The organism is Pseudomonas sp. NFACC39-1 (assembly GCF_900110355.1).
GTDB classification, from domain to species: Bacteria; Pseudomonadota; Gammaproteobacteria; order Pseudomonadales; family Pseudomonadaceae; genus Aquipseudomonas; species Aquipseudomonas tehranensis.
This window is the reverse complement of sequence record NZ_FODL01000018.1, coordinates 1-21,042: the sequence shown is the minus strand read 5'-3', so window position 1 is coordinate 21,042 and position 21,042 is coordinate 1. Positions and strand designations below refer to the sequence as shown.

Annotated in this window: 19 protein-coding genes; 9 read left to right on the top strand and 10 right to left on the bottom strand. The window is 61.3% G+C overall.

Translation table 11 applies throughout. From position 1 onward, the window contains the following. Window positions 1-43 precede the first annotated feature (43 nt). Complete coding sequence (locus tag BMY45_RS24920; protein ID WP_092402728.1) at window positions 44-511, bottom strand: TlpA disulfide reductase family protein; 468 nt, start codon at window positions 509-511, stop codon at window positions 44-46. A gap of 127 nt (window positions 512-638) precedes the next feature. Here BMY45_RS24920 and arsC point away from each other — a divergent pair, with 127 nt between their 5' ends. The 3 genes from arsC to BMY45_RS24905 are packed head-to-tail and all read left to right on the top strand — an operon-like array spanning window position 639 to window position 2,012. Continuing rightward, window positions 639-992: an arsenate reductase (glutaredoxin) gene (gene arsC, locus BMY45_RS24915; protein WP_092402726.1), complete on the top strand. Its 354-nt coding sequence runs from the start codon at window positions 639-641 to the stop codon at window positions 990-992. Continuing rightward, window positions 989-1,594 (top strand): NAD(P)H:quinone oxidoreductase, encoded by a 606-nt coding sequence (gene wrbA, locus BMY45_RS24910; RefSeq protein ID WP_092402724.1) that lies wholly within the window; start codon window positions 989-991, stop codon window positions 1,592-1,594. The genes arsC and wrbA overlap by 4 nt, the downstream gene beginning before the upstream one ends. After that, on the top strand, window positions 1,587-2,012 hold the full coding sequence (locus BMY45_RS24905; protein WP_092402722.1) for a DUF2069 domain-containing protein: 426 nt from the start codon (window positions 1,587-1,589) through the stop codon (window positions 2,010-2,012). Before wrbA ends, BMY45_RS24905 begins: the two co-directional genes overlap by 8 nt. A gap of 224 nt (window positions 2,013-2,236) precedes the next feature. On the opposite strand, the gene BMY45_RS24900 is transcribed toward BMY45_RS24905, so the two are convergent. Next, window positions 2,237-2,911 (bottom strand): DNA-3-methyladenine glycosylase I, encoded by a 675-nt coding sequence (locus tag BMY45_RS24900; RefSeq protein WP_092402720.1) that lies wholly within the window; start codon window positions 2,909-2,911, stop codon window positions 2,237-2,239. Window positions 2,912-2,992: 81 nt separating this feature from the next. Continuing rightward, on the bottom strand, window positions 2,993-3,817 hold the full coding sequence (gene ttcA / locus BMY45_RS24895) for a tRNA 2-thiocytidine(32) synthetase TtcA (protein ID WP_076383752.1): 825 nt from the start codon (window positions 3,815-3,817) through the stop codon (window positions 2,993-2,995). A 390-nt stretch (window positions 3,818-4,207) separates the two neighbouring features. Here ttcA and BMY45_RS24890 point away from each other — a divergent pair, with 390 nt between their 5' ends. Both BMY45_RS24890 and BMY45_RS24885 read left to right on the top strand, forming a co-directional pair. Then, window positions 4,208-4,810 (top strand): Yip1 family protein, encoded by a 603-nt coding sequence (locus tag BMY45_RS24890; RefSeq protein WP_092402718.1) that lies wholly within the window; start codon window positions 4,208-4,210, stop codon window positions 4,808-4,810. 174 nt (window positions 4,811-4,984) lie between these two features. Then, window positions 4,985-5,479 (top strand): SprT family zinc-dependent metalloprotease, encoded by a 495-nt coding sequence (locus BMY45_RS24885; RefSeq protein ID WP_092402716.1) that lies wholly within the window; start codon window positions 4,985-4,987, stop codon window positions 5,477-5,479. Window positions 5,480-5,598: 119 nt separating this feature from the next. On the opposite strand, the gene BMY45_RS24880 is transcribed toward BMY45_RS24885, so the two are convergent. After that, on the bottom strand, window positions 5,599-6,780 hold the full coding sequence (locus BMY45_RS24880; RefSeq protein WP_092402714.1) for a CaiB/BaiF CoA transferase family protein: 1,182 nt from the start codon (window positions 6,778-6,780) through the stop codon (window positions 5,599-5,601). Between the two features lie 302 nt (window positions 6,781-7,082). Next, window positions 7,083-8,417, bottom strand: coding sequence for a dicarboxylate/amino acid:cation symporter (locus tag BMY45_RS24875; protein ID WP_092402712.1), 1,335 nt, complete (start codon window positions 8,415-8,417; stop codon window positions 7,083-7,085). A gap of 333 nt (window positions 8,418-8,750) precedes the next feature. On the opposite strand from BMY45_RS24875, the gene BMY45_RS24870 reads away from it, so the two are divergent. Beyond that, window positions 8,751-9,749 carry an AraC family transcriptional regulator gene (locus tag BMY45_RS24870; protein WP_092402710.1) on the top strand — a complete coding sequence of 333 codons (999 nt, stop codon included), beginning with the start codon at window positions 8,751-8,753 and terminating at the stop codon, window positions 9,747-9,749. Window positions 9,750-9,913: 164 nt separating this feature from the next. On the opposite strand, the gene BMY45_RS24860 is transcribed toward BMY45_RS24870, so the two are convergent. The 3 genes from BMY45_RS24860 to BMY45_RS24850 all read right to left on the bottom strand — a co-directional run bounded on the left by BMY45_RS24860 (window position 9,914) and on the right by BMY45_RS24850 (window position 12,639). After that, window positions 9,914-11,260 carry an ATP-binding protein gene (locus BMY45_RS24860; protein WP_092402707.1) on the bottom strand — a complete coding sequence of 449 codons (1,347 nt, stop codon included), beginning with the start codon at window positions 11,258-11,260 and terminating at the stop codon, window positions 9,914-9,916. Continuing rightward, on the bottom strand, window positions 11,257-11,934 hold the full coding sequence (locus BMY45_RS24855) for a response regulator (protein ID WP_092402705.1): 678 nt from the start codon (window positions 11,932-11,934) through the stop codon (window positions 11,257-11,259). Before BMY45_RS24855 ends, BMY45_RS24860 begins: the two co-directional genes overlap by 4 nt. A 105-nt stretch (window positions 11,935-12,039) precedes the next feature. Beyond that, window positions 12,040-12,639, bottom strand: a complete 600-nt coding sequence (locus BMY45_RS24850) for an outer membrane beta-barrel protein (protein WP_092402703.1) — start codon at window positions 12,637-12,639, stop codon at window positions 12,040-12,042. A 152-nt stretch (window positions 12,640-12,791) separates the two neighbouring features. Between BMY45_RS24850 and BMY45_RS24845 the strand changes: the two genes are divergently transcribed. Beyond that, window positions 12,792-13,583 carry a dienelactone hydrolase family protein gene (locus tag BMY45_RS24845; protein WP_092402701.1) on the top strand — a complete coding sequence of 264 codons (792 nt, stop codon included), beginning with the start codon at window positions 12,792-12,794 and terminating at the stop codon, window positions 13,581-13,583. 200 nt (window positions 13,584-13,783) lie between these two features. Then, window positions 13,784-14,509 (top strand): 4'-phosphopantetheinyl transferase family protein, encoded by a 726-nt coding sequence (locus BMY45_RS24840; protein WP_218189650.1) that lies wholly within the window; start codon window positions 13,784-13,786, stop codon window positions 14,507-14,509. Between the two features lie 117 nt (window positions 14,510-14,626). Here BMY45_RS24840 and BMY45_RS24835 read toward each other — a convergent pair whose 3' ends face one another. Together BMY45_RS24835 and BMY45_RS24830 are read right to left on the bottom strand one after the other, a co-directional pair. After that, a complete protein-coding gene (locus tag BMY45_RS24835; RefSeq protein ID WP_092402697.1) occupies window positions 14,627-16,237 on the bottom strand; it encodes an ATP-binding protein in 1,611 nt (536 codons plus the stop codon). Beyond that, entirely contained in the window at window positions 16,234-16,956 is a 723-nt protein-coding gene (locus BMY45_RS24830) for a response regulator (protein WP_092402695.1), read from the bottom strand. The genes BMY45_RS24835 and BMY45_RS24830 overlap by 4 nt, the downstream gene beginning before the upstream one ends. 860 nt (window positions 16,957-17,816) lie before the next feature. On the opposite strand from BMY45_RS24830, the gene BMY45_RS24825 reads away from it, so the two are divergent. Next, window positions 17,817-20,708, top strand: a complete 2,892-nt coding sequence (locus tag BMY45_RS24825; RefSeq protein WP_092402693.1) for a ribonucleoside-diphosphate reductase subunit alpha — start codon at window positions 17,817-17,819, stop codon at window positions 20,706-20,708. Window positions 20,709-21,042: the final 334 nt, after the last annotated feature.

Sequence of the window (21,042 nt, the reverse complement as noted above, 5' to 3'; positions counted from 1 at the left end):
TAAATCCCCTCGCCACAAGGGATCTCACCTGTCAAAACAGGTGTTATTTGAACGCCTGCAACGCCTCAAGCTTGGCCATCACCCCCGCCGCCGTCTGTTCCCCCAGCATCTGCTCGCGCACCTTACCCTGGTTGTCGATGATGTAAGTCACCGGTAACCCTTCGCTGCGCGGGATATCAAAAAAGTCGGCCGGGTCCCGGGCCAGCACGGTGAAGCGGATGCCCATCTTCTCGCTGGCGCTCTTGAGCTCCTCACCTTGCACCTGATCGAAGTTGACCCCGAACACCCCCACGTTACGGCCCTTGAGCTGTTCGGCCAGGGCGTTGAACTCGGGGATTTCGGTGCGGCACGGTGCGCACCACTCGGCCCAGTAGTTGAGCACCACCCACTGATTGTCCAGCCGTTTGGAGGCGATAGCCTGGCCGTTCTGGTCAACTCCGTAGTCATTCCCGCAGCCGGCGAGCAACAAAATCCCCATGAATGCCAGTGCCGTCGTCAATCGCCTTGCCATGTGCCAATCCTTGTATTGAATGTGAACGTCGGCGCGGCCCACCGTATTCGAACGAGCCTGTCTCAGGTGCCGGGTACCTCGCGACACAGTAGAATAGCCGCCACCTTACGCAAGATGCGACCCGCTCATGACCGATCTGACGCTTTATCACAACCCGCGCTGCTCCAAATCCCGCGGTGCGCTGGAACTGTTGGAAGCCCGTGGCCTGACGCCCACCGTGGTCCGCTACCTGGAAATCCCGCTCGACGCAGCGCAGTTGGAACGCCTGTTGTCCAAGCTCGGCATCAGCGCCCGGCAACTGCTGCGCACCGGCGAGGACGAATACAAGACCCTGAACCTGGCTGATGAAAACCTGAGCCAGTCCCAATTGATCGCCGCCATCGTCGCCCACCCCAAACTCATGGAACGACCGATTCTGGAAACCGCTGACAAGGCCGTGATCGGTCGCCCGCCAGAGAAGATCCTGGAGATCCTGCCGTGAGCACACCGTACATTCTGGTGTTGTATTACAGCCGCAGTGGCTCGACCAACGAAATGGCCCGGCAGATCGCCCGCGGCATCGAGCAGGCCGGGCTGGAAGCCCGGTTGCGTACAGTGCCGGCAATTTCCGCCGAGTGCGAAGCGGTATCGCCGGATATTCCCGAACAAGGCCCGCTGTACGCCAGCCTCGATGACCTGAGAAACTGCGCAGGCCTGGCCCTGGGCAGTCCGACCCGTTTCGGCAACATGGCCGCGCCGCTGAAATACTTTCTCGATGGCACCAGCAACCTGTGGCTGACCGGCGCACTGGTGGGCAAACCGGCCGGTGTATTCACGTCCACCGCGAGCCTGCATGGCGGCCAGGAAACCACCTTGCTGTCGATGATGCTGCCGCTGTTGCACCACGGCATGCTGATCACCGGCCTGCCCTACAGCGAGTCCGCCTTGATCGAAACCGAGGGCGGAGGCACGCCTTACGGCCCGAGCCATCACGCCGGGGCCGACGGTAAAAGCGGCTTGAACGAACATGAAGTCGCGCTGTGCCGGGCACTGGGTTTGCGCCTGGCAAAAACCGCCCTACTGCTGGAGAACGGCCGTGGCTAAGAAGCCGAAAATCCTGCCACCCATTCAGTGGCTGGAACCGCGGGTACGCATCGCCCGGGTCCTGAGCCTGCTGTGCTTTTTCGGGCTGGTGGGGTTGCTCTGTGTGTATTACCTGCTGATCGCCGACCTGCACGGCGCGCGTCCCTGGGTGATTCTGCTGATCGAGCTGGTGCCGCTGCTGATACTGGCGCCAGGCATGATCAGCGGCAGCCCCCGCGGGCATTCGTGGATGTGCTTTGTGGTGAACCTGTACTTCATCAAAGGCGCACTGGCGGCCTACGACCCGAACCGACAGGTGTTCGGCGTGCTGGAAATGGCCGCGAGCGTGGCGGTGTTCTGCTCAGCCCTGCTGTATGTGCGCTGGCGGTTTCAGTTGAATCGGCGGTTGGCTGGAGAAGGCGAGCCTTCTGTCGCCTGATAGATGGCTATCGCGAGCAGGCTCGCTCCCACAAGGGATTTTGGGTGTAGGGAATCCGCAAGAAACCACCAGACCACTGTGGGAGCAAAGCTTGCTCGCGATGACTGAGGCAGATTCAACATTGATGTAAGTTGACTCACCGCTATCGCGAGCAAGCTTTGCTCCCACATGAGATGTGTGGCGTTCACTATCCCTGTGGGAGCGAGCCTGCTCGCGATGCGGTCTCAATGATTGACGGTATACGCCAGCATCATCGAAAGCTGGCTCATCGGCCTTCCACCACTCTCTTCATGCCACTGGTTGAAGGCCTGTTGCACCGTCGCCAGATCCCGCAAGCTGGTGGGGACTTTGTCGATGATGTCCTGCGCATTGAGCGCGGCTACCACGTCATAACTGGGCACGAAGGTGTCCTTGCCCATCATCCGCAAAAAACGCGGCGCCGACAGGCCGCCCAGTTGATGGCCGTGCTTTTTCAGGTAGGTCCACAGGCCCACGATATCGGTCACCGGCCAGTCGGCGATCAGCGTGCCGAAGCTGCCCTTTTCATGGGCCACGTCCAGTATCAACTGCGCGTTGCGCGGCACGCTTTTGAGCTTGCCCAAATGGCGGATGATCCGTGCGTCCTGCATCAGCCGTTCCAGGTGCTCGGCGCTCATCAGCACGACTTTTTCCGGGTCGAACTTGAAAAAAACCTCTTCGAAGGCCGGCCATTTGGCGTCCACCAGGCTGTGCTTGAGCCCGGCGCGGAAGACTCGCAACGCCATGGTCGAGAGGTAGCGGTCATCGCTGATTTTGCGCAGTTGGGCTGGGGTCTTGGGAACAGGCAGGTGGGCTTCCAGTTCAGCCGCCGAACCGAAGCGGTTCAGACAATACTCGTGCAGCCACTTGTAATCGCGCATGCCCTCTCCTGGGGTCGGAAATGAAAACGGCGCTCTAAGTGGCCTGGCCACGAGCGCCGTGAATAGGAGCCGTTGAGCTCCTCAGAGGTTCACTACGTTGACGAATCGCGGCGTGGCACTTTCGTCGATGCGCAGGTTGGTGAAATCGAACAGGTTGCGGTCCGCCAGTTGCGACGGAACGACGTTCTGCAAGCCGCGGAAAATGCTTTCGGTGCGGCCCGGGGTCTTGCGCTCCCACTCCTGCAGCATCTCCTTGACCACCTGGCGTTGCAGGTTTTCCTGGGAGCCGCACAGGTTGCAAGGGATGATCGGGAATTGCTTGAAGTCCGAATAGGCCTGGATGTCTTTCTCGCTGCAGTAGGCCAGCGGGCGGATCACCACGTTGCGCCCGTCATCGGCGCGCAGCTTGGGCGGCATGGCTTTGAGCGAGCCGTTGTAGAACATGTTCAGGAAAAAGGTCTCGACGATATCGTCGCGGTGGTGCCCCAGGGCCATCTTGGTCGCGCCGATCTGGTCGGCAAAGGTGTAGAGCGTGCCGCGACGCAGGCGTGAGCACAGCGAGCAGGTGGTCTTGCCTTCCGGGATCAGTTCCTTGACCACCGAATAGGTGTCCTTCTCGACGATGTGATATTCCACGCCCAGCGATTGAAGGTAGGCCGGCAACACATGCTCGGGGAAACCGGGCTGCTTCTGGTCCATGTTCACCGCGACAATATCGAACTTGATCGGCGCAACCTTCTGCAAATGCATCAGCACATCGAGCAAGGTGTAGCTGTCCTTGCCGCCGGACAGGCAGACCATGACCTTGTCGCCGTCTTCAATCATATTGAAATCAGCGACCGCCTCACCGGCCTGGCGGCGCAGGCGCTTTTGCAGTTTGTTCTGGTTGACCGTAAGAGTGCCCATGACGCGAAATCCGTGAGGTGTGACGAAAGGCCGGCATTTTACGCAAAAAATCCCGGATATGGCACCGCCCCTGTGGCGAGGGAGCTTGCTCCCGCTCGGCTGCGAAGCAGACGCCAACAGCCGAGCCCAGAGGGTTGCTTCGCAACCCAGCGGGAGCAAGCTCCCTCGCCACAGGAAATCTCTTGGCCATAGGGGAGTGCACAGATCACGCCGCGATTAGCCTGCTCCTTTACAGCGCGATTTGCTCTAAGCCCCCCGTCCCCCTGGCGAGAACTCCTTTCTATACTGCGACATAAGGTCGCACACACTTACAGACCTGTACTTACTCGGCCGTTTGGCCCGTAGGCGCTCCGTTGGGGGGCGATGGCAATAACAAAGGAGTGACTGACTATGATCCATCATGTCGTGGGGCTCTTTACCCACCCTGATCAAGAATGGAAAGAAATCCGTGGCGATCAGGAGGAAAGCATCAGCCACATGTACCTCACCCACACGCTGATCCTGGCGGCCATTCCGGCTGTTTCGGCGTTTATCGGCACCACGCAGGTGGGATGGGTCATCGGCAACCGGCCACCGGTGATGCTGACCATGGAAAGCGCACTGTGGATGACCATCATGTCGTACCTCGCCATGTTGGGCGGTGTGGCCGTGATGGGCGCCTTCGTGCACTGGATGGCCCGCACCTATGACGCCAACCCGAGCCTGGCGCGCTGCGTCGCGTTCGCCACCTACACCGCGACACCTTTGTTCATCGGCGGCCTGGCGGCGCTCTATCCGCACATGTGGCTGGGGATGATCGTCGGTACGGCGGCCATCTGCTACACCGTCTACCTGCTGTATGTGGGCCTGCCCACCTTCATGAATATTCCTCAGGACGAGGGTTTTCTGTTTTCCAGTTCGGTGCTCGCCGTGGGCCTGGTGGTGCTGGTGGCTATCATGGCGTTTACCGTGATCGTCTGGGGTTTGGGCGTCGGTCCGGTGTATACCAGCTGAAGTGTTCTAACCCGCTCAGGGTTCCCTCCTGAAAACAAAGCAATATCTGCCAACACAGGCCGCCGCAAGGCGGCCTTCCTGTGTTTGGCGCTGGCGAAACGACCACTGGGCGTCTGGGCGATTCGCAACGGCCGGCGCTTGCGGCATACTCGAGCCTCTGGAGACCCGTACAGCATGCTTGAGCAACTCAATACCCGCGTCGAAGAGTGTTACCAACAAGCCGAAACCTTTTTCAAACGTCCTTTCAAACGTCCCGTGGTCAGCTTCAAGTTGCGTGGCCAGAAGGCCGGCGTCGCGCACTTGCATGAAAATCTGCTGCGCTTCAATCCACAGTTGTACCGGGAAAACGCCGAAGACTTTCTCAAGCAGACCGTCGCCCACGAGGTTGCGCACCTGATTGCCCATCAGCTGTTTGGCGAACGCATTCAGCCCCACGGCGAAGAATGGCAACTGATCATGCGCGGCGTTTACGAACTGCCGCCCAACCGCTGCCATACCTACGAGATCAAACGCCGCAGCGTGACCCGCTACATCTACACATGCCCCTGCGACGGCAGCGACTTCCCCTTCTCGGCCCAGCGCCACAGCCTGGTGCGCCAGGGGCGCCGTTACTTGTGCCGCAGTTGTCGCAATACCTTGGTGTTCAGTGGGGAGACGCGGGTGGAGTAGCTGGTTCTTGTGGTGTCTGGGCCGGCCTCATCGCGAGCAGGCTCGCTCCCACAAGGGTTTGTGAACGCCATAGATCCAGTGTGGGAGCGGGCTTGCTCGCGAAGAGGCCCTAAAGGGCACTACAAAATCACCTTGGCACTCCGTAAGTGAGCAATCCGCTCAACACTGAACCCCAACTCCCCCAACACCTGATCCGTGTGCGCTCCCAGTTCCGCGCCGATATGCCGAGGCTCGGGCAAGCCTGCCGAGAACTTCAACGGACAGGCCATCTGCGCCTGATTCGAGCCATCGCCACGAGGCACCTCGATCACGACGTCCCGGGCCGCTAACTGGGGATGCCTGAGTGTTTCTTCCAGGCTCAGCACCGGTTCGACGCAAGCATCAACCCCCGCAAATAAACTGCAAAGCTCAGCGAAATCATGCTTCTCGAATTCAGCCTGCAGTTGCTGCTTTAGCCGCTGTTGCTGATCTGGACTGGGCGACAGCCCTTGGGCCGCCAGTTCCGGTCGTCCAAGGGTCTCGCACAACGCCTGCATGAAGGCCGGCTCCAGGCTGCCCACCGACATCCAACGGCCATCCCGGGTGCGGTAATAGTCATAGAAGCTGCCACCGTTGAGCATCTGGTTCTCCCACTCAGGTTCCACGCCGCAGGCCAGATAGCCGGCACCGGCCAAAGCGTTGAGGCTGAACACACAGTCGGTCATGCTCACGTCCAGATGCTGGCCGTGCCCGGTCTGCTGCCGGGCGATCACCGCCGCCAATAGCCCGATCACCCCGTGCAGTGAGCCACCGGCGATGTCCGCCGCCTGGATGCCCAGCGGCAATGGCCCGGCGTCGGCACGCCCAGTGTGGCTGGCCAGCCCCGCCAGGGCCAGGTAGTTGATGTCGTGGCCGGCGCGGTCCTTGTAGGGCCCGGTCTGGCCGTAGCCGGTGATGGACACGTAGATCAACCGGGGATTGATCGCCTTCAAGGCTTCGTATCCCAGGCCCAGTCGCTCCATCACGCCGGGGCGGAACTGTTCCAGCAGGATGTCGTGCTCGCCCAGCAACTGCTTGATCACCTCCAGCGCCGCGGGCTGCTTGAGGTCCAGGGCCAGGCTGCGCTTGTTGCGGTTGAGGTAGGCATGGCTGGCCGAGACGCCCTGATCATGGGGCGGCAGGATCCGCAACAGGTCCGGGCGGGTCGGCGACTCGATGCGCAACACTTCGGCCCCCATGTCCGCCAGCAACAACGAGGCGAACGGGCCGGGCAGCAGGGTCGAGAAGTCCAGAACCTTGAGCGATGCCAGTGGGCCTTGCATGGGCGATCTCCGAGGGATGATGGACTCAAGACTAGGCAGGGGTTGGCGGTGGGGCAATTACCGCAGGGGTCAGTCTGGCTGACCATTGCGCTCAGCTTGAGAGTTCTCGTGGCGAGGGAGCTTGCTCCCGCTGGGCTGCGTAGCAGCCCCCTGCCATTTGTCTGAAGCACCGTGGTAGCAAACATCTTAGGGTCGCTTCGCAACCCAGCGGGAGCAAGCTCCCTCGCCACAGAAGCCTTCTCGACAGAAAAGTTCTTCCACTAAAAAACCCGCCGAAGCGGGTTTTTTATTGCAGCGAAAGGTTATTTCACGCCAGCAGGAGTTGGGCCTTCGGCCACGCCCAGGTCGTCTTCTTCACGGGTGTCGGAGATGCCGCGACCGCCGGAAGCCAGTTCGCTCTGCAACTGGTCTACGTCCAGTTCCTTGACCCACTTGGCAACCACGATGGTGGCGACAGCATTGCCCACCAGGTTGGTCAGGGCACGGGCTTCGGACATGAAGCGGTCGATACCCAGGATCAGCGCCAGGCCGGCCACCGGCAGGTGACCCACGGCCGACAGGGTGGCCGCCAGCACGATGAAGCCGCTACCGGTCACGCCGGCCGCACCTTTGGACGACAGCAACAGCACCAGCAACAGGGTGATCTGGTGAGTCAGGTCCATCGGCGTGTCGGTGGCCTGGGCAATGAACACCGCCGCCATGGTCAGGTAGATCGAAGTGCCGTCGAGGTTGAACGAGTAGCCGGTCGGGATCACCAGACCCACCACGGATTTCTGCGCGCCCAGACGCTCCATCTTGATCAGCATGCGTGGCAGGGCCGATTCCGACGAGGACGTGCCCAGTACGATCAACAGCTCTTCACGGATGTAACGGATCAGCTTGACGACGCTGAAGCCGTGGGCCCGGCAGATGGCGCCCAGTACCACCAGTACAAACACCACACAGGTGATGTAGAAGCAGATCATCAACTGGCCCAATTGCACCAGCGAACCGACACCGTAGGCGCCGATGGTGAACGCCATGGCACCGAACGCACCGACGGGTGCCAGCTTCATGATCATGTTGATGATGTTGAACATCACGTGGGCGAAGCGATCGATGAAGTCCAGTACCGGCTTGCCGTAGGCACCCAGGCGATGCAGGGCGAAACCGAAGATCACCGAGAACATCAGCACTTGCAGGATATCGCCATTGGCGAACGCGCCGACGATGGTGTTCGGGATCACGTTGAGGATGAAGGCCACGATGCTCTGGTCTTTACCGGCCGAGATGTAACCGGCGATCTTGCTGGTATCCAGGGTCGTCACATCGATGTGCATGCCGGCGCCCGGTTGCACGACGTTGACCACGACCAGGCCGATCAACAGGGCGATCGTGGAGACGATTTCGAAGTACAGCAGCGCGTAGCCACCGGTCTTGCCCACCGACTTCATGTTCTGCATGCCGGCAATACCGCTGACAACGGTACAGAAGATGATCGGGGCGATGACCATTTTGATCAGTTTGATGAATCCGTCACCCAGCGGTTTGAGGGCAACGCCGGTCTGCGGATAGAAGTGGCCAAGCAAAATGCCGATGGCAATGGCTACGATCACCTGGAAATACAGGGATTTGTACAGTGGCTGACGAGTCGTCATGGCAAACCTTCCTCAAGCGTCCCGTGTGACAACATCCACCTGTCGTCCACGAAACCTCAATTTCGAACCCTCCTGCATTGGAGGGATTTGTTTTGGCGGCTGCACGGTGGCAGACCTGCGGATGCCTATCGCAAGGCCCATGCCATTTTCGGGAAAATGCCTACAACCCTTGAGCCACAAGGGCTACACATCGTTAAACACGCCTAGTCACCCACACACAGATGGCGGATTCCCGCCCACACGGCAGTTATCGCTCCGGAATTTGGCGGATATCCGCCTTGTCGAGCTGAAGGCCCCTGCTACCATCGGCCGCTCAATAAACGGATTCCTGCCATGCGCCAACGCACCATCGCCAGCCACTTCGCCCGCGCCGCCCTGGGTGGCGCGCGCCGGCAAGGTTTCGATTACGTTCCCTTGCTGCAAGAGCTGGGCATCAGCCCCGAGCTGTTGGACGAGCCGCGAGCACGCCTGGCGCCCGCGCAGTTCGCCAGCCTGTTGCAGGCCTTGCGGCTGGCACTGGGGGACGAATATTTGGGGTTTGGTCTGGCCCCGAGTAAACCCGGGACGTTTGCCATGATGTGCCACGCGTTGATCCATTGCCGGACCCTGGGCAAGGCGCTTCAGCGCGGGTTGTTGTTCTACAGCCTGTTCCCCGACGCACCGAGCCTGACACTGGAGGCCGAAGGGGAGCGGGTGCGCTTGAACCTGGATGAATCGACACTGCGCGACCCCGACCATTTCCTGGCCGAAAGCCTGCTGGTGATCTGGCATCGCCTCGGCAGTTGGCTGATCGGCCAGCGGATCGGCCTGGAACAGGCGACCTTCAGCTATGCCAAGCCGGCCCATGGGGCCGAGTACGATCTGTTGTTCCCCTGCCCGCTGGTGTTCCAGGCGCAGCGATGCAGCCTGTTGTTCCACAGTCGCTACCTGGATATGCCGTTGCTGCAGGACGAACGAACCCTCAAACACTTCCTCGAACACTCCCCCGCCGACCTGCTGTCACGCCCTGACGATGGCAACAGCCTGACCAGCCAGTTACGCCGCCTGCTCAGCCGCGACGCCGCACGCTGGCCGGATCTGGACACCGTCGCCGCGCATTTGCACATCAGTCCGCAGACGCTGCGTCGGCATCTGCGGGAGGAAGGCACCAGCTTCCAGGAACTCAAGGATCAGTTGCGGCGGGATATCGCCATCTACCATCTGGGACGCGCCGACCTGTCGTTGCAACAGATTGCCGAACAGCTGGGGTTCTCTGAACCGTCGGCGTTTCACCGGGCCTTCAAGAAATGGACGGGGGTGACGCCGGGGGCTTATCGGGAGCAGGAACACTGAGGGGTGTCATCTAACTTCTGCGGTGGGTCTACCGCCCCCTGTGGCGAGGGAGCTTGCTCCCGCTGGGCTGCGCAGCGGCCCCAAGATTTTTGCGCTTGCTGCGCAACCGAGCGGGAGCAAGCTCCCTCGCCACAGGGGCCCGCCGACACAGCGAAACATTCCAGTCAAACCACCAAAAAATGAATCCGAAATGCCGCCCCGCCCAGCTCGGAATCTCCCAGGGTCAACCGGGCGCCGTAGCTTTCGATGATGTCTTTGACCACCGCCAGTCCGATGCCCTGCCCCGGATGCTGGCGATCCAGGCGCTCGCCACGCTGCAGAATCCGCGCGCGTTGATCCGGCGGCACACCCGGCCCGTCATCCTCGACACACAATTCAATGCCGCCGAGGGTCTGATGCACGCTAATGCGCACCTCGCCCAGGCACAGCCGATAGGCGTTTTCCAACAGATTGCCGAGCATTTCCAGCAAGGCGCCCTGCTCGATCGGCACATGGCACTGTTCCGGCAGATCGAAGCTGACATTGACACGTTTGTCGCGATAGACCTTATCCAGCGTGTCGCACAGGCTTTGCAGCACCGGGCGCAAGCGCACCTGATGGCGCACCAGACCGCTTTTGCGCAGGCTGGCGCGCTGCAACTGATAGCCGATCTGTTGACTCATGCGCTCGATCTGGCTTTGCAGCACCCAGGCCTGCCCACGGTCCTCGGCGCGCCGGGCCATGTCTTCACTGACGCCTTGCAGCACCGCCAGCGGGGTTTTCAGGCTATGGGCCAAGTCATCGAGGGAGTCACGATAGCGGCTGCGCTGCTCCCGCTCGCCCTGCAACAGGCGGTTGAGGGAGCCGGTCAAGCGCAACAGCTCCCGCGGGTGCTCGGTGCTGAGACTTTCCCGGCTACCGCTTTCGATTTCGTCCAGTTCCTGGCTCAGGCGCCTCAGCGCGCGAAGCCCCCAGCTCAGGCCAATCCACAACAGGGCCAACAACACTGCCAGCGCAGCACCGAAGCCCAGGTAGAGATTTTCCCGCAGGCCGTCGAGCGTCACTTCGTAATCGCGCACCGGTTGCAGGGTAACGAAACTGAACGCCGCGCTCTGCCCGCCGAGCAGTTTGACTTCAACGTCGTAGACGAAAAATTCCTGGCCGTTGTCTTCGCGGATACGCGCGAACTGATTGCCCTGGCCGTCGTAACGCGGCGCGTAGTTGATGTTCTCTTCCCGAGTAGCCTTGGACCGCCACACCAGACGCCCGTCACGATCATAGATGTAGCCCAGCAGACGGGCGTCGGCGAGGTTAAAGCGCTCATCGGGCAATTGCGCCGGCATCTTCAAGCGGTTGTTTTCCACGCGGGCAGCGGAAATGAGCGTGGTCACGTCCGACGCCAGGCGTTGCTCGATGGACTCCTGCAGGGCCAGGCTGAACGCGCCTTGCATGGCCGGCAGCAGTGCGAGCATGAACAACACCGCCAGGGTCATGGCGGCCAGCATCAACCGCAGCCGTAGCGAACGAATCACTGGCAACGCTCGTTGAACAGGTAACCCAGGCCCCGTACGGTTTCGATGGGCTTGAAGCCGGCCGGGGCTTCCAGTTTGCGCCGCAGGCGCCCCACCAGCACTTCGATGACATTAGGATCACGCTCGTCGTCATCCGGATACAGCTGCTCCATCAAGCGGTCCTTGGCGACCACCTGCTGATGATGGCGCATCAGGTATTCCAGGATCCGGTATTCATAAGCCGTCAACGCCAACGGTTCATCGCCAAGCGACGCCTGCTTGCGATTGAGGTCCAGCAGCAACGGACCGGCGACGATGGTCGATTGGGTGAAACCACTGGAGCGGCGCAACAGCGCGTTCAGGCGGGCCTCCAGTTCCTCGAACTGGAACGGCTTGACCACGTAGTCGTCGGCACCGGCCGCCAGGCCTTCGACCTTGTCCTGCCAGTTGCCGCGGGCAGTCAGGATCAGGATCGGGAAGGTCTTGTCTTGGGAGCGCAACCGGCGGATCAGCTCCAGCCCGCTGATGCCCGGCAGGCCAAGGTCGATCACCGCCAGATCGTGATTGAACTGCGCGATCTGATACAAGGCCTCTTCGGCATTGGCCACGGCCTGCACCACATGGCCGCTGTCGGTGAGACGGGTTTGCAGGTGATGACGCAGCAAGGCTTCGTCTTCGACGACCAGTAGTTTCATGGGCTCTCCCAGGCAAATCGAACAATCCAGTGATGCGCATCGGTTCTCGTAAAGGGCGCCGGATCGTCTTGGGCCGATCCGGCTGACCATGTTCGCCCGCCAAGCTTAGAACGTGTAGTTGGCGGAGAGATAGGTTTGGGCACTGCTGGTCAGGTCCAGCGACCCGACCTTGGCGCCACCGTGGGGGCTCATTTCGGTGCTGGCGTTGCTGCGCAGGTAACGGTAACCCAGTTCCAGCGAGGTGTTCTGCGAGACTTTCTGCACGACGCCGGCCTGCAAGCCCACCGCATAACCGATGTCACTGTCGCGGCTGAAGCCAGGGGAGTCCTGGGTCAGCTTGGTCAGGCCCGCCGTACCACCCCCGAACAGTTTGGTGGTGCCGGTGACCGGATAGAACACATCGTAGCTGCCCAGCAGGTTTTCCTGGCGCAATTTGATGCCATTGTGAGTGCCCGAAACGTTGTCGTACGTGGCGTAGTAGCGACCCTGGTCGTTTTGCCGGCCCAGTCGGACGCCATAGGTGGTGTCCTTGCCGATGATACCGTCGGCGTTCGGGTGATTGAGGTTAGCGTTCAGCGCGTCGGACTTCTTGACCTTGTCGCTGGTCTGGCCAAGGGTCAGGCTGGCGAAGTTGTCATCGGCGTGGGCCATGGCGCTGGCGCCCAGCACCGTGAAAGCCAACAGCAGAGTTTTCATGTGAGTCATGTTCAAGCTCCTGTGCAACGTGGGTGGTTTGTGAAGTCGCAGCCACGTTAACCAACCGTCCCTGAATGGCCCTTGAACGTTCTCTGAACCTGCGCTGAATGAATCGGCTAGAGTGTTCTGTCTCACCCCTGCATTTATCAAGGAGATCCGTCATGCACAGGTTGCTTGCTGTTGTACTTCTGGCCTTTAGCGCTGCGAGCCACGCCGCCATCCAGACCCAGGAGATCCCCTACACCAGTGCCGACGGCACCAAACTGATTGGTTACTACGCATACGACGACGCGGTCAAAGGCCCGCGCCCGGGCGTGGTGGTGGTACATGAATGGTGGGGGCTGAACGATTATTCCAAGCGCCGTGCCCGTGACCTCGCGGGCCTGGGCTACAGCGCGCTGGCCATCGACATGTACGGCGACGGCAAGAACACCGAACATCCCAAGGACGCCATGGCATTCATGCAGGCGGCTCTCAAGGACGGCAAGGCGGCCAGTGCGCGGTTCCAGGCCGGGCTCGACCTGCTGAAGAAACAACCCCACACCGACCCGGACAAAATCGCCGCCATCGGCTACTGCTTCGGCGGCAAGGTGGTGCTGGATGCGGCGCGCCAGGGTGTTGCGCTGGCCGGTGTGGTGAGTTTCCACGGCGCGCTGGTCACCAATACCCCGGCGACACCGGGCAGCGTCAAGGCCAGGATCCTGGTCGAACATGGCGCGCTGGACAGCATGGTCACCCCGGACAACGTCACCGCGTTCAAGAGCGAAATGGACAAGGCCGGTGCCGACTACAAATTCGTCAACCTTGAAGGCGCCAAACACGGCTTCAGCAACCCGGATGCCGACCGCCTGAGTCACGGTGAACATGGCGGGCCGGACATTGGCTATAACAAAGAGGCCGACGAAAAATCCTGGGCGGACATGCAGAAGTTCTTCAAGAAGATTTTTGGCTGACGCATCACCCGTAGCAGAGAACTTTGTGTCCCCCGGTAGGAGCTGACGAGTGCAACGAGGCTGCGATCTTGTCCCAGGCCATTGAGCCGCGATCAAGGATCAAAAGATCGCCCGAACGCGGCCCGAGCCTTCGGCAGCTCCTACGGGGCCAATTGCGTCGCCACTATCCAGTTCCAAGGCAACCCGGCAAAATGCCGGCCATGAACGCACTCCCCGCCCTGCCCGCCTGCTGCACGCCTCTGGATGATCAATGGCTGTTGCCCGAAGCCTTGTCCGATACAGTGCTGCTGAGCACCTGCTTTGATCCACTGCTGCTGACCGGCAATGACTTCCCCAACAGCGCTATCGAACCACCGGCGAGCATTCAGCGTTCGGTGGCCAAGCGTCAGGCGGAATTCCTGGCCGGGCGGATCTGCGCCCGGGCGGCTCTCCATCAGTTGGACGGGCAGATCTGCGTGCCGGCCATCGCTGACGACCGCGCCCCGGTATGGCCGGCCCATGTCAGTGGCTCGATCACCCACAGCACCGGCCGGGCAGCGGCCATCGTCGCCAGAAAAGACCATTGGCAAGGGCTGGGCATGGACCTGGAAAACCTGCTCGACCCCGAGCGCGCCGAGCGTCTGGCCGGTGAAATCCTCACGCCGCCGGAACTGCTGCGCATGGCCGCGACCCCGCAAGATGACCGGGCATTGCTGGTGACCCTGACCTTTTCCGTAAAGGAAAGCCTGTTCAAGGCGTTGTACCCGATCGTCAGGCAGCGCTTTTATTTCGAGCATGCCGAAATACTGGAGTGGACGCACGACGGACAGGTCCAGCTGCGGTTGCTCACCGACCTGTCGGCCGAGTGGGGTCATGGCCGTGAGCTGTCGGCGCAGTTTGGTGTGAAGGATGGGCAGTTGTTGAGTCTGGTGGGGATCAAGGCCTGAGATCTGTAGTGTTTGTGCGGGCCCCTTCGCGAGCAAGCCCGCTCCCACAGATGAAACGCATTCCAAATGTGGGAGCGGGCTTGCTCGCGAAGGCGTCCGATCAGGCGCCAACACCTCTCAGGATCTATCCTGATGCCTCGGCCAGCTCAAACTGAAACACGCCCCGCCCAGACTCTTGCTCTTGCCGATCAACGCCCGGCCATCGTGCCAGTGGATGATCCGCCGCACGATCGACAGCCCCAATCCATGGCCACCTGAAGCACGGGCCCGGCTGTCGTCCAGGCGCAGGAAGGGCTTGAAGATCCGCTCCCACGCCGCCTCCGGCACGCCGGGCCCGTCGTCCTCGACGTCGACCCGACAACGTAACTGACCCACTTGGTAACTGACCGTCACCCGGGCGCTGGCGTGACGCATCGCATTGCTCACCAGGTTCTGCAGGGCCCGATGCAGGAAGCGCGGCTCGGCCTCGACCCAGGCGCCATCGCAATCAGCGGCAGACAGGCACAGGCCACGCTCGACCGTGATCCCGGCCCGAAGCGGTCCCAATTCTTCAATCACCTGATTGACCAGCGCATCCAGATCCACGCGCTGGAAGTTCAAGGCCGGCGATCCCTGCTCCAGTCGCGCATAGGTCAGCATCTCGTCCACCAGCCGATCCAGGTCTTCGATGTCGTGATCCATACCCGCCAGGTATTTGTCCCGGGCCTGGGGTGTGGTGGCGCTGCCGATCATCTCCAGACCAAAACGTAGGCGCGCCACCGGGGTGCGCAGCTCATGGGACACCGCGCGCACCAGCTCACGCTGGATCGCCAACAACTGCTGCAAGTGTTCGGCCATGCCGTTGAACGCGGCGGCCAGTCGCCCGACAGAGTCGGCACCGCGGGCCGGCACCCGGGTTTCCAGGCTGCCCTGGGCGATCTGGGTAGCGGCCGATTCCAGACCACGCAGGCGCCGCTCCAACTGGCGCACCAACAGGTAAACGATCAGCCCGATCAGGCTCAACCCCAGCGCCGCGATCAGCACCAGCCACTCAGGCGGATAAGGATTCATCTGGTACAACGGGCCGATTTCCAGCACCCACGGCGTACCGACCATGCCGGCGAACACCCGGATCGAGTCACCGCCCTTGCCCAGCGCCATGACCGTATCGCCCTCGGCCACGCGACGACGCTGGTCTTCGTCCATGTCCGCCTGCGCGATGGTCATCAGCCGCAGGTCAAACCCGAAGCCTTTTTCCTGCTTGAGTTGCGCCAGGCGTTCAGGCTGCTCGGCCTCCGGGTAGCGCACCAACTCATCGGCCAGCAGGTAGATAGTTGCCCGGGCCAGTTGCTCGCTGATCTGGCGGACTTCCCCGACCAGCATCAGTTTTTCGCCGTCGCTGACCAGCCGATAGACTTTTGCCGCATGGGGCCCGGTCTGCTCCACCAGAGCCTGGCCGCGCATGACACGGGTGCGCTGGCCGAGATCCAGATCGGTCTGGGCGTAAGTCTGCAACGCCAGGGGAATGCCCAGCAGGCGCTCCCACACCGCAAGGGCCCGGCGTCGCTCGGTGTCGTTCATGGGCCGCAGATTATCGGCCATCAAGGAAAACGTGCCGTGGGCCAGACGCTCGCGGTACTGCTCACTGCGAGTCTGGTTGAGCAAATGGAGGGCCAGCACGCCGAGCACCGCCACCAGCACCAGGGCCGCGCACATGCCGCCGTAAATGCGCAGGAAGATCGAGTTCACGGCGTCAGGTCTACGCAAGCTTCGGGAACGAACAGGTAACCCTTGCTGCGGATGGTCTTGATCAGCCGTGGATGGTCCGGGTCGTCGCCGATCTTGGGGCGGATGCGCGAGATGCGCACGTCGATGGAGCGGTCCTGGCCGTCGTAACCGATGCCACGCAGGGCAGTGAAGATTTCTTCCCGGGAGAGGATGCGTCCGGCATTGGACACCAGCAGCCACAGCAGATCGAACTCGGCACTGGTCAGCTCGATACCGTGGTCTTGCAGCCAGGCTTCGCGCAAGGCGTTGTCCACCACCAGCGGCCCGAATTGCAGGCGCCGTGGTTTTTGCGGCGTGGCCGGTTCCGGTTCGCTGCGTCGCAACAGGGCCTGGACGCGGGCCAAGAGCAGGCGTGGCCGTACCGGTTTGCAGACGTAATCGTCGGCGCCCAGGTCCAGGCCCTGGATCTGATCGGTGTCGTCGGTGCGGGCAGTGAGCATCAGGATCGGCCCGTCGTAATGCTCGCGCACCTTGCGGCAGATGCTCAGGCCGTCCTCGCCGGGCAGCATCAGGTCGAGGATCACCAGGTCCGGTTGCTCGGCAATGATCCGCGCTGCCGCCACCGCGCCGTTGCCTTCAATGGCCACGCGCAGGCCGTTGCTTTCCAGGTACTCGCGCGTCAGCTCGGCCAGCCGCTGGTCATCCTCGACGATCAATACCTGCCAGGCTTCTTGTTCCACGGGGGGCCTCGTCTTGTTGTGTATATAGAAGAAAGGATAGGCACCTGACTTGTGGCGAGGGAGCTTGCTCCCGCTGGGCTGCGCAGCGGCCCCAAGATTTTTGCGCTTGCTGCGCAACCGAGCGGGAGCAAGCTCCCTCGCCACAAAACGTCCGCTCCAAATAGAGAGTCCAGACCCTCCCGTCTTTTTGTCATGTGAAAGGAGGATAAAACGGGCCCATGCACGGGCCGATTGTATAAACGTCGGCCCTGCATAAAACAAGCGGACAAATGCGTTCGGTCGCGCGGGATTTGTGTGGTAACGTCCGCGCCCGCAAAAAACACCGGGCTGTTTTCGGATCGTCAAAACGATGAAAAAAGGTCCACTCCAGCAAGGTCGCGGCCTACAGAGCGGTTCCACGTTTCGCACACAAATTACGCACAGGCTTATCCACAGGTAGCACGTTGCATTCATCCCCCAAAACGCATTATCTTGTAGCCCGTCGCGCAAAAAACCCTACATGTAGGGTTTTCAGCTAAAAACCAAACACAAGTCGGACAGAGAATTCAAGCGCTTTTCTTGCCTTTGTCCGACTGAAACACCGCATTCCCCCACGACCAGACCGCCCCCTGCGGATGGTCATCGTTTCAAGGTCAAAACGACCAGAACGGTACGGGTGTTGCAGTCCATTGCAGGCACCTCTGCAATCCGGTTTCGAGCCCAGGCTCGAAGCCCAGAACTTCGGAAGGACGCGGCATTCAGGCCTGCTTCCTACTGTCCCGAAGTTGTTATACCCGGCGCCAGTCGGTTGTAGTGCTTCAGGACGGAACGGTGGGCACCGTGATGGTGCCCAAACAAACATAAAGAATGTGGAGACACCCATGCACACCGACACAACTCGCGAGAACCCGCAGGGCAGCGCGCCGCTGGCCGCCGATTCGAACCCGGATCTGGCCGCCACCGCGCCTGGCCAGCTGCGTGTGATCAAGCGTAACGGCACTGTCGTTCCTTACACCGATGACAAGATCACCGTCGCCATCACCAAAGCATTTCTCGCAGTTGAGGGCGGCACCGCCGCCGCTTCGTCGCGCATCCACGACACCGTGGCCCGCCTGACCGAACAGGTCACCGCGACCTTCAAGCGTCGCATGCCGTCGGGCGGCACCATCCACATCGAAGAAATCCAGGACCAGGTCGAACTGGCCCTGATGCGTGCCGGCGAGCAGAAAGTGGCGCGTGACTATGTGATCTATCGTGATTCGCGCGCCAAGGAACGCGCGATCCGCACCCCGGCCGACGCCCCGGTACTGGCTCACCCTTCGATCCGCATCGCACGCGCCGACGGTAGCCTGGCGCCGCTGGACATGGGCCGCCTGAACACCATCGTCACCGAGGCCTGCGAAGGCCTGGAAGAAGTCGACGGCGACCTGATCCAGCGCGAAACCCTGAAGAACCTCTATGACGGCGTCGCCCTCAAGGACGTCAACACTGCCCTGGTGATGACCGCGCGGACCCTGGTAGAACGCGAGCCGAACTACTCCTTCGTGACCGCGCGCCTGCTGATGGACACCCTGCGTGCCGAAGGCCTGAGCTTCCTGGAAGTCGCCGAGAGCGCGACCCACCACGAAATGGTCGACCTGTACGCCAAGGCCCTGCCGGCCTACGTCGCCAAGGGTATCGAATTCGAATTGCTGAACCCGGTACTGGCCGAGTTCGACCTGGAAAAGCTCGGCAAGGCGATCAACCACGAGCGTGACCAGCAGTTCACTTACCTGGGCCTGCAAACCCTGTACGACCGTTACTTCATCCACAAGGACGGTATCCGTTTCGAACTGCCGCAGATTTTCTTCATGCGCGTGGCCATGGGCCTGGCGATCGAAGAGAAGCAGCGTGAAGACCGCGCCATCGAGTTCTACAACCTGTTGTCGTCCTTCGACTACATGGCCTCGACCCCGACGCTGTTCAACGCCGGCACCCTGCGTCCACAACTGTCGAGCTGCTACCTGACCACCGTGCCGGATGACCTGTCGGGCATCTACGGCGCCATCCACGACAACGCCATGCTGTCCAAATTTGCCGGCGGCCTGGGCAACGACTGGACCCCGGTTCGCGCATTGGGCTCCTACATCAAGGGCACCAACGGCAAATCCCAGGGCGTCGTACCGTTCCTCAAGGTAGTCAACGACACCGCGGTCGCGGTCAACCAGGGCGGCAAGCGCAAGGGCGCGGTGTGTGCCTACCTGGAAACCTGGCACATGGACATCGAAGAGTTCATCGAGCTGCGCAAGAACACCGGTGATGACCGTCGTCGCACCCACGACATGAACACCGCCAACTGGATCCCTGACCTGTTCATGAAGCGCGTCTTCGACGACGGCAAGTGGACCCTGTTCTCGCCGTCCGAAGTGCCAGACCTGCACGACCTGACCGGCAAGGCTTTCGAAGAGCGCTACGAGTATTACGAAGCCCTGACCGAGTACAACAAGATCAAGCTGTTCAAAGTCGTCCAGGCCAAAGACCTGTGGCGCAAGATGCTGTCGATGCTGTTCGAAACCGGCCACCCATGGCTGACCTTCAAGGACCCGTGCAACCTGCGCAGCCCGCAACAGCACGTGGGCGTGGTCCACAGCTCGAACCTGTGCACCGAGATCACCCTGAACACCAACAAGGACGAGATCGCGGTCTGCAACCTGGGCTCGATCAACCTGCCGAACCACATCGTCGATGGCAAGCTGGACACCGCCAAACTGCAACGCACCGTGAACACCGCCGTGCGCATGCTCGACAACGTGATCGACATCAACTACTACTCGGTGCCGCAAGCGAAGAACTCCAACTTCAAGCACCGTCCGGTCGGCCTGGGCATCATGGGCTTCCAGGACGCCCTGTACCTGCAGCACATCCCGTACGGTTCGGACGCTGCGGTGGAGTTCGCCGACAAGTCCATGGAAGCGGTCAGCTACTACGCTATCCAGGCTTCCTGCGACCTGGCCGACGAGCGCGGCGCCTACGAGACGTTCCAGGGTTCGCTGTGGTCCAAAGGCATCCTGCCGCTGGACTCGCAACAGATTCTGATCGAGCAACGCGGCCAGAAATACATCGACGTTGACCTGAACGAATCCCTGGACTGGGCACCGGTTCGCGCCCGTGTACAGAAAGGCATCCGTAACTCCAACATCATGGCCATCGCACCGACCGCCACCATCGCCAACATCACTGGCGTGTCGCAGTCGATCGAACCGACCTACCAGAACCTGTATGTGAAATCGAACCTGTCGGGCGAATTCACCGTGATCAACCCGTACCTGGTTCGCGACCTCAAGGCTCGCGGCCTGTGGGACTCGGTCATGATCAACGACCTGAAGTACTACGACGGTTCGGTGCAGCAGATCGAACGCATTCCGCAGGAGCTCAAGGAGCTCTACGCCACCGCGTTCGAAGTGGACACCAAGTGGATCGTCGACGCCGCCAGCCGTCGCCAGAAGTGGATCGACCAGGCTCAGTCGCTGAACCTGTACATCGCCGGTGCCTCGGGCAAGAAGCTGGACGTGACCTACCGCATGGCTTGGTACCGTGGCCTGAAAACCACCTACTACCTCCGTGCCCTGGCTGCCACCAGCACCGAGAAGTCGACCATCAACACCGGCAAGCTGAACGCAGTTTCCAGCGGCGGCAACCACGGTGACGATTCGGTCCTGGCAGCTCCTGCCGGCCCGGCCCCCGTGCCAAAGGCCTGCGCGATTGACGAGCCGGATTGCGAAGCTTGCCAATAAGCTGAGTGGGCGGGCGCTGCAAGGCGCTTGCTAAAGAACCCCCGATAGACCGCTGGTTTATCGGGGGTTTTCTTTTGCCTTGAGAAAAGTTGCGACTGGGCTGACTCCATCGCGAGCAGGCTCGCTCCCACATTTGTTCCGGTTCGTTCGCAAGAGTTGCGCTCACTGAAAATCCCTGTGTGCGGGCTTGCTTGCGAAAGCGGGAGTTCAGCCAGTGACCCTATTGAATGTTCCGGCCTCTTCGCGAGCAAGCCCGCTCCCACATTGGAATGCGTCCTCCTGTGGGAGCGAGCCTGCTCGCGAAAGCGGTGGTTCAGCCAGTCACCCTATTGAA

Coding starts and splice junctions, on each gene's coding strand:
- BMY45_RS24920 (WP_092402728.1), bottom strand. CDS start 511: ATGGCAAGGCGATTGACGACGGCACTGGCATTCATGGGGATTTTGTTG.
- arsC (WP_092402726.1), top strand. CDS start 639: ATGACCGATCTGACGCTTTATCACAACCCGCGCTGCTCCAAATCCCGC.
- BMY45_RS24900 (WP_092402720.1), bottom strand. CDS start 2,911: ATGCGCGATTACAAGTGGCTGCACGAGTATTGTCTGAACCGCTTCGGT.
- ttcA (WP_076383752.1), bottom strand. CDS start 3,817: ATGGGCACTCTTACGGTCAACCAGAACAAACTGCAAAAGCGCCTGCGC.
- BMY45_RS24890 (WP_092402718.1), top strand. CDS start 4,208: ATGATCCATCATGTCGTGGGGCTCTTTACCCACCCTGATCAAGAATGG.
- BMY45_RS24885 (WP_092402716.1), top strand. CDS start 4,985: ATGCTTGAGCAACTCAATACCCGCGTCGAAGAGTGTTACCAACAAGCC.
- BMY45_RS24880 (WP_092402714.1), bottom strand. CDS start 6,780: ATGCAAGGCCCACTGGCATCGCTCAAGGTTCTGGACTTCTCGACCCTG.
- BMY45_RS24875 (WP_092402712.1), bottom strand. CDS start 8,417: ATGACGACTCGTCAGCCACTGTACAAATCCCTGTATTTCCAGGTGATC.
- BMY45_RS24870 (WP_092402710.1), top strand. CDS start 8,751: ATGCGCCAACGCACCATCGCCAGCCACTTCGCCCGCGCCGCCCTGGGT.
- BMY45_RS24855 (WP_092402705.1), bottom strand. CDS start 11,934: ATGAAACTACTGGTCGTCGAAGACGAAGCCTTGCTGCGTCATCACCTG.
- BMY45_RS24850 (WP_092402703.1), bottom strand. CDS start 12,639: ATGACTCACATGAAAACTCTGCTGTTGGCTTTCACGGTGCTGGGCGCC.
- BMY45_RS24845 (WP_092402701.1), top strand. CDS start 12,792: ATGCACAGGTTGCTTGCTGTTGTACTTCTGGCCTTTAGCGCTGCGAGC.
- BMY45_RS24840 (WP_218189650.1), top strand. CDS start 13,784: ATGAACGCACTCCCCGCCCTGCCCGCCTGCTGCACGCCTCTGGATGAT.
- BMY45_RS24825 (WP_092402693.1), top strand. CDS start 17,817: ATGCACACCGACACAACTCGCGAGAACCCGCAGGGCAGCGCGCCGCTG.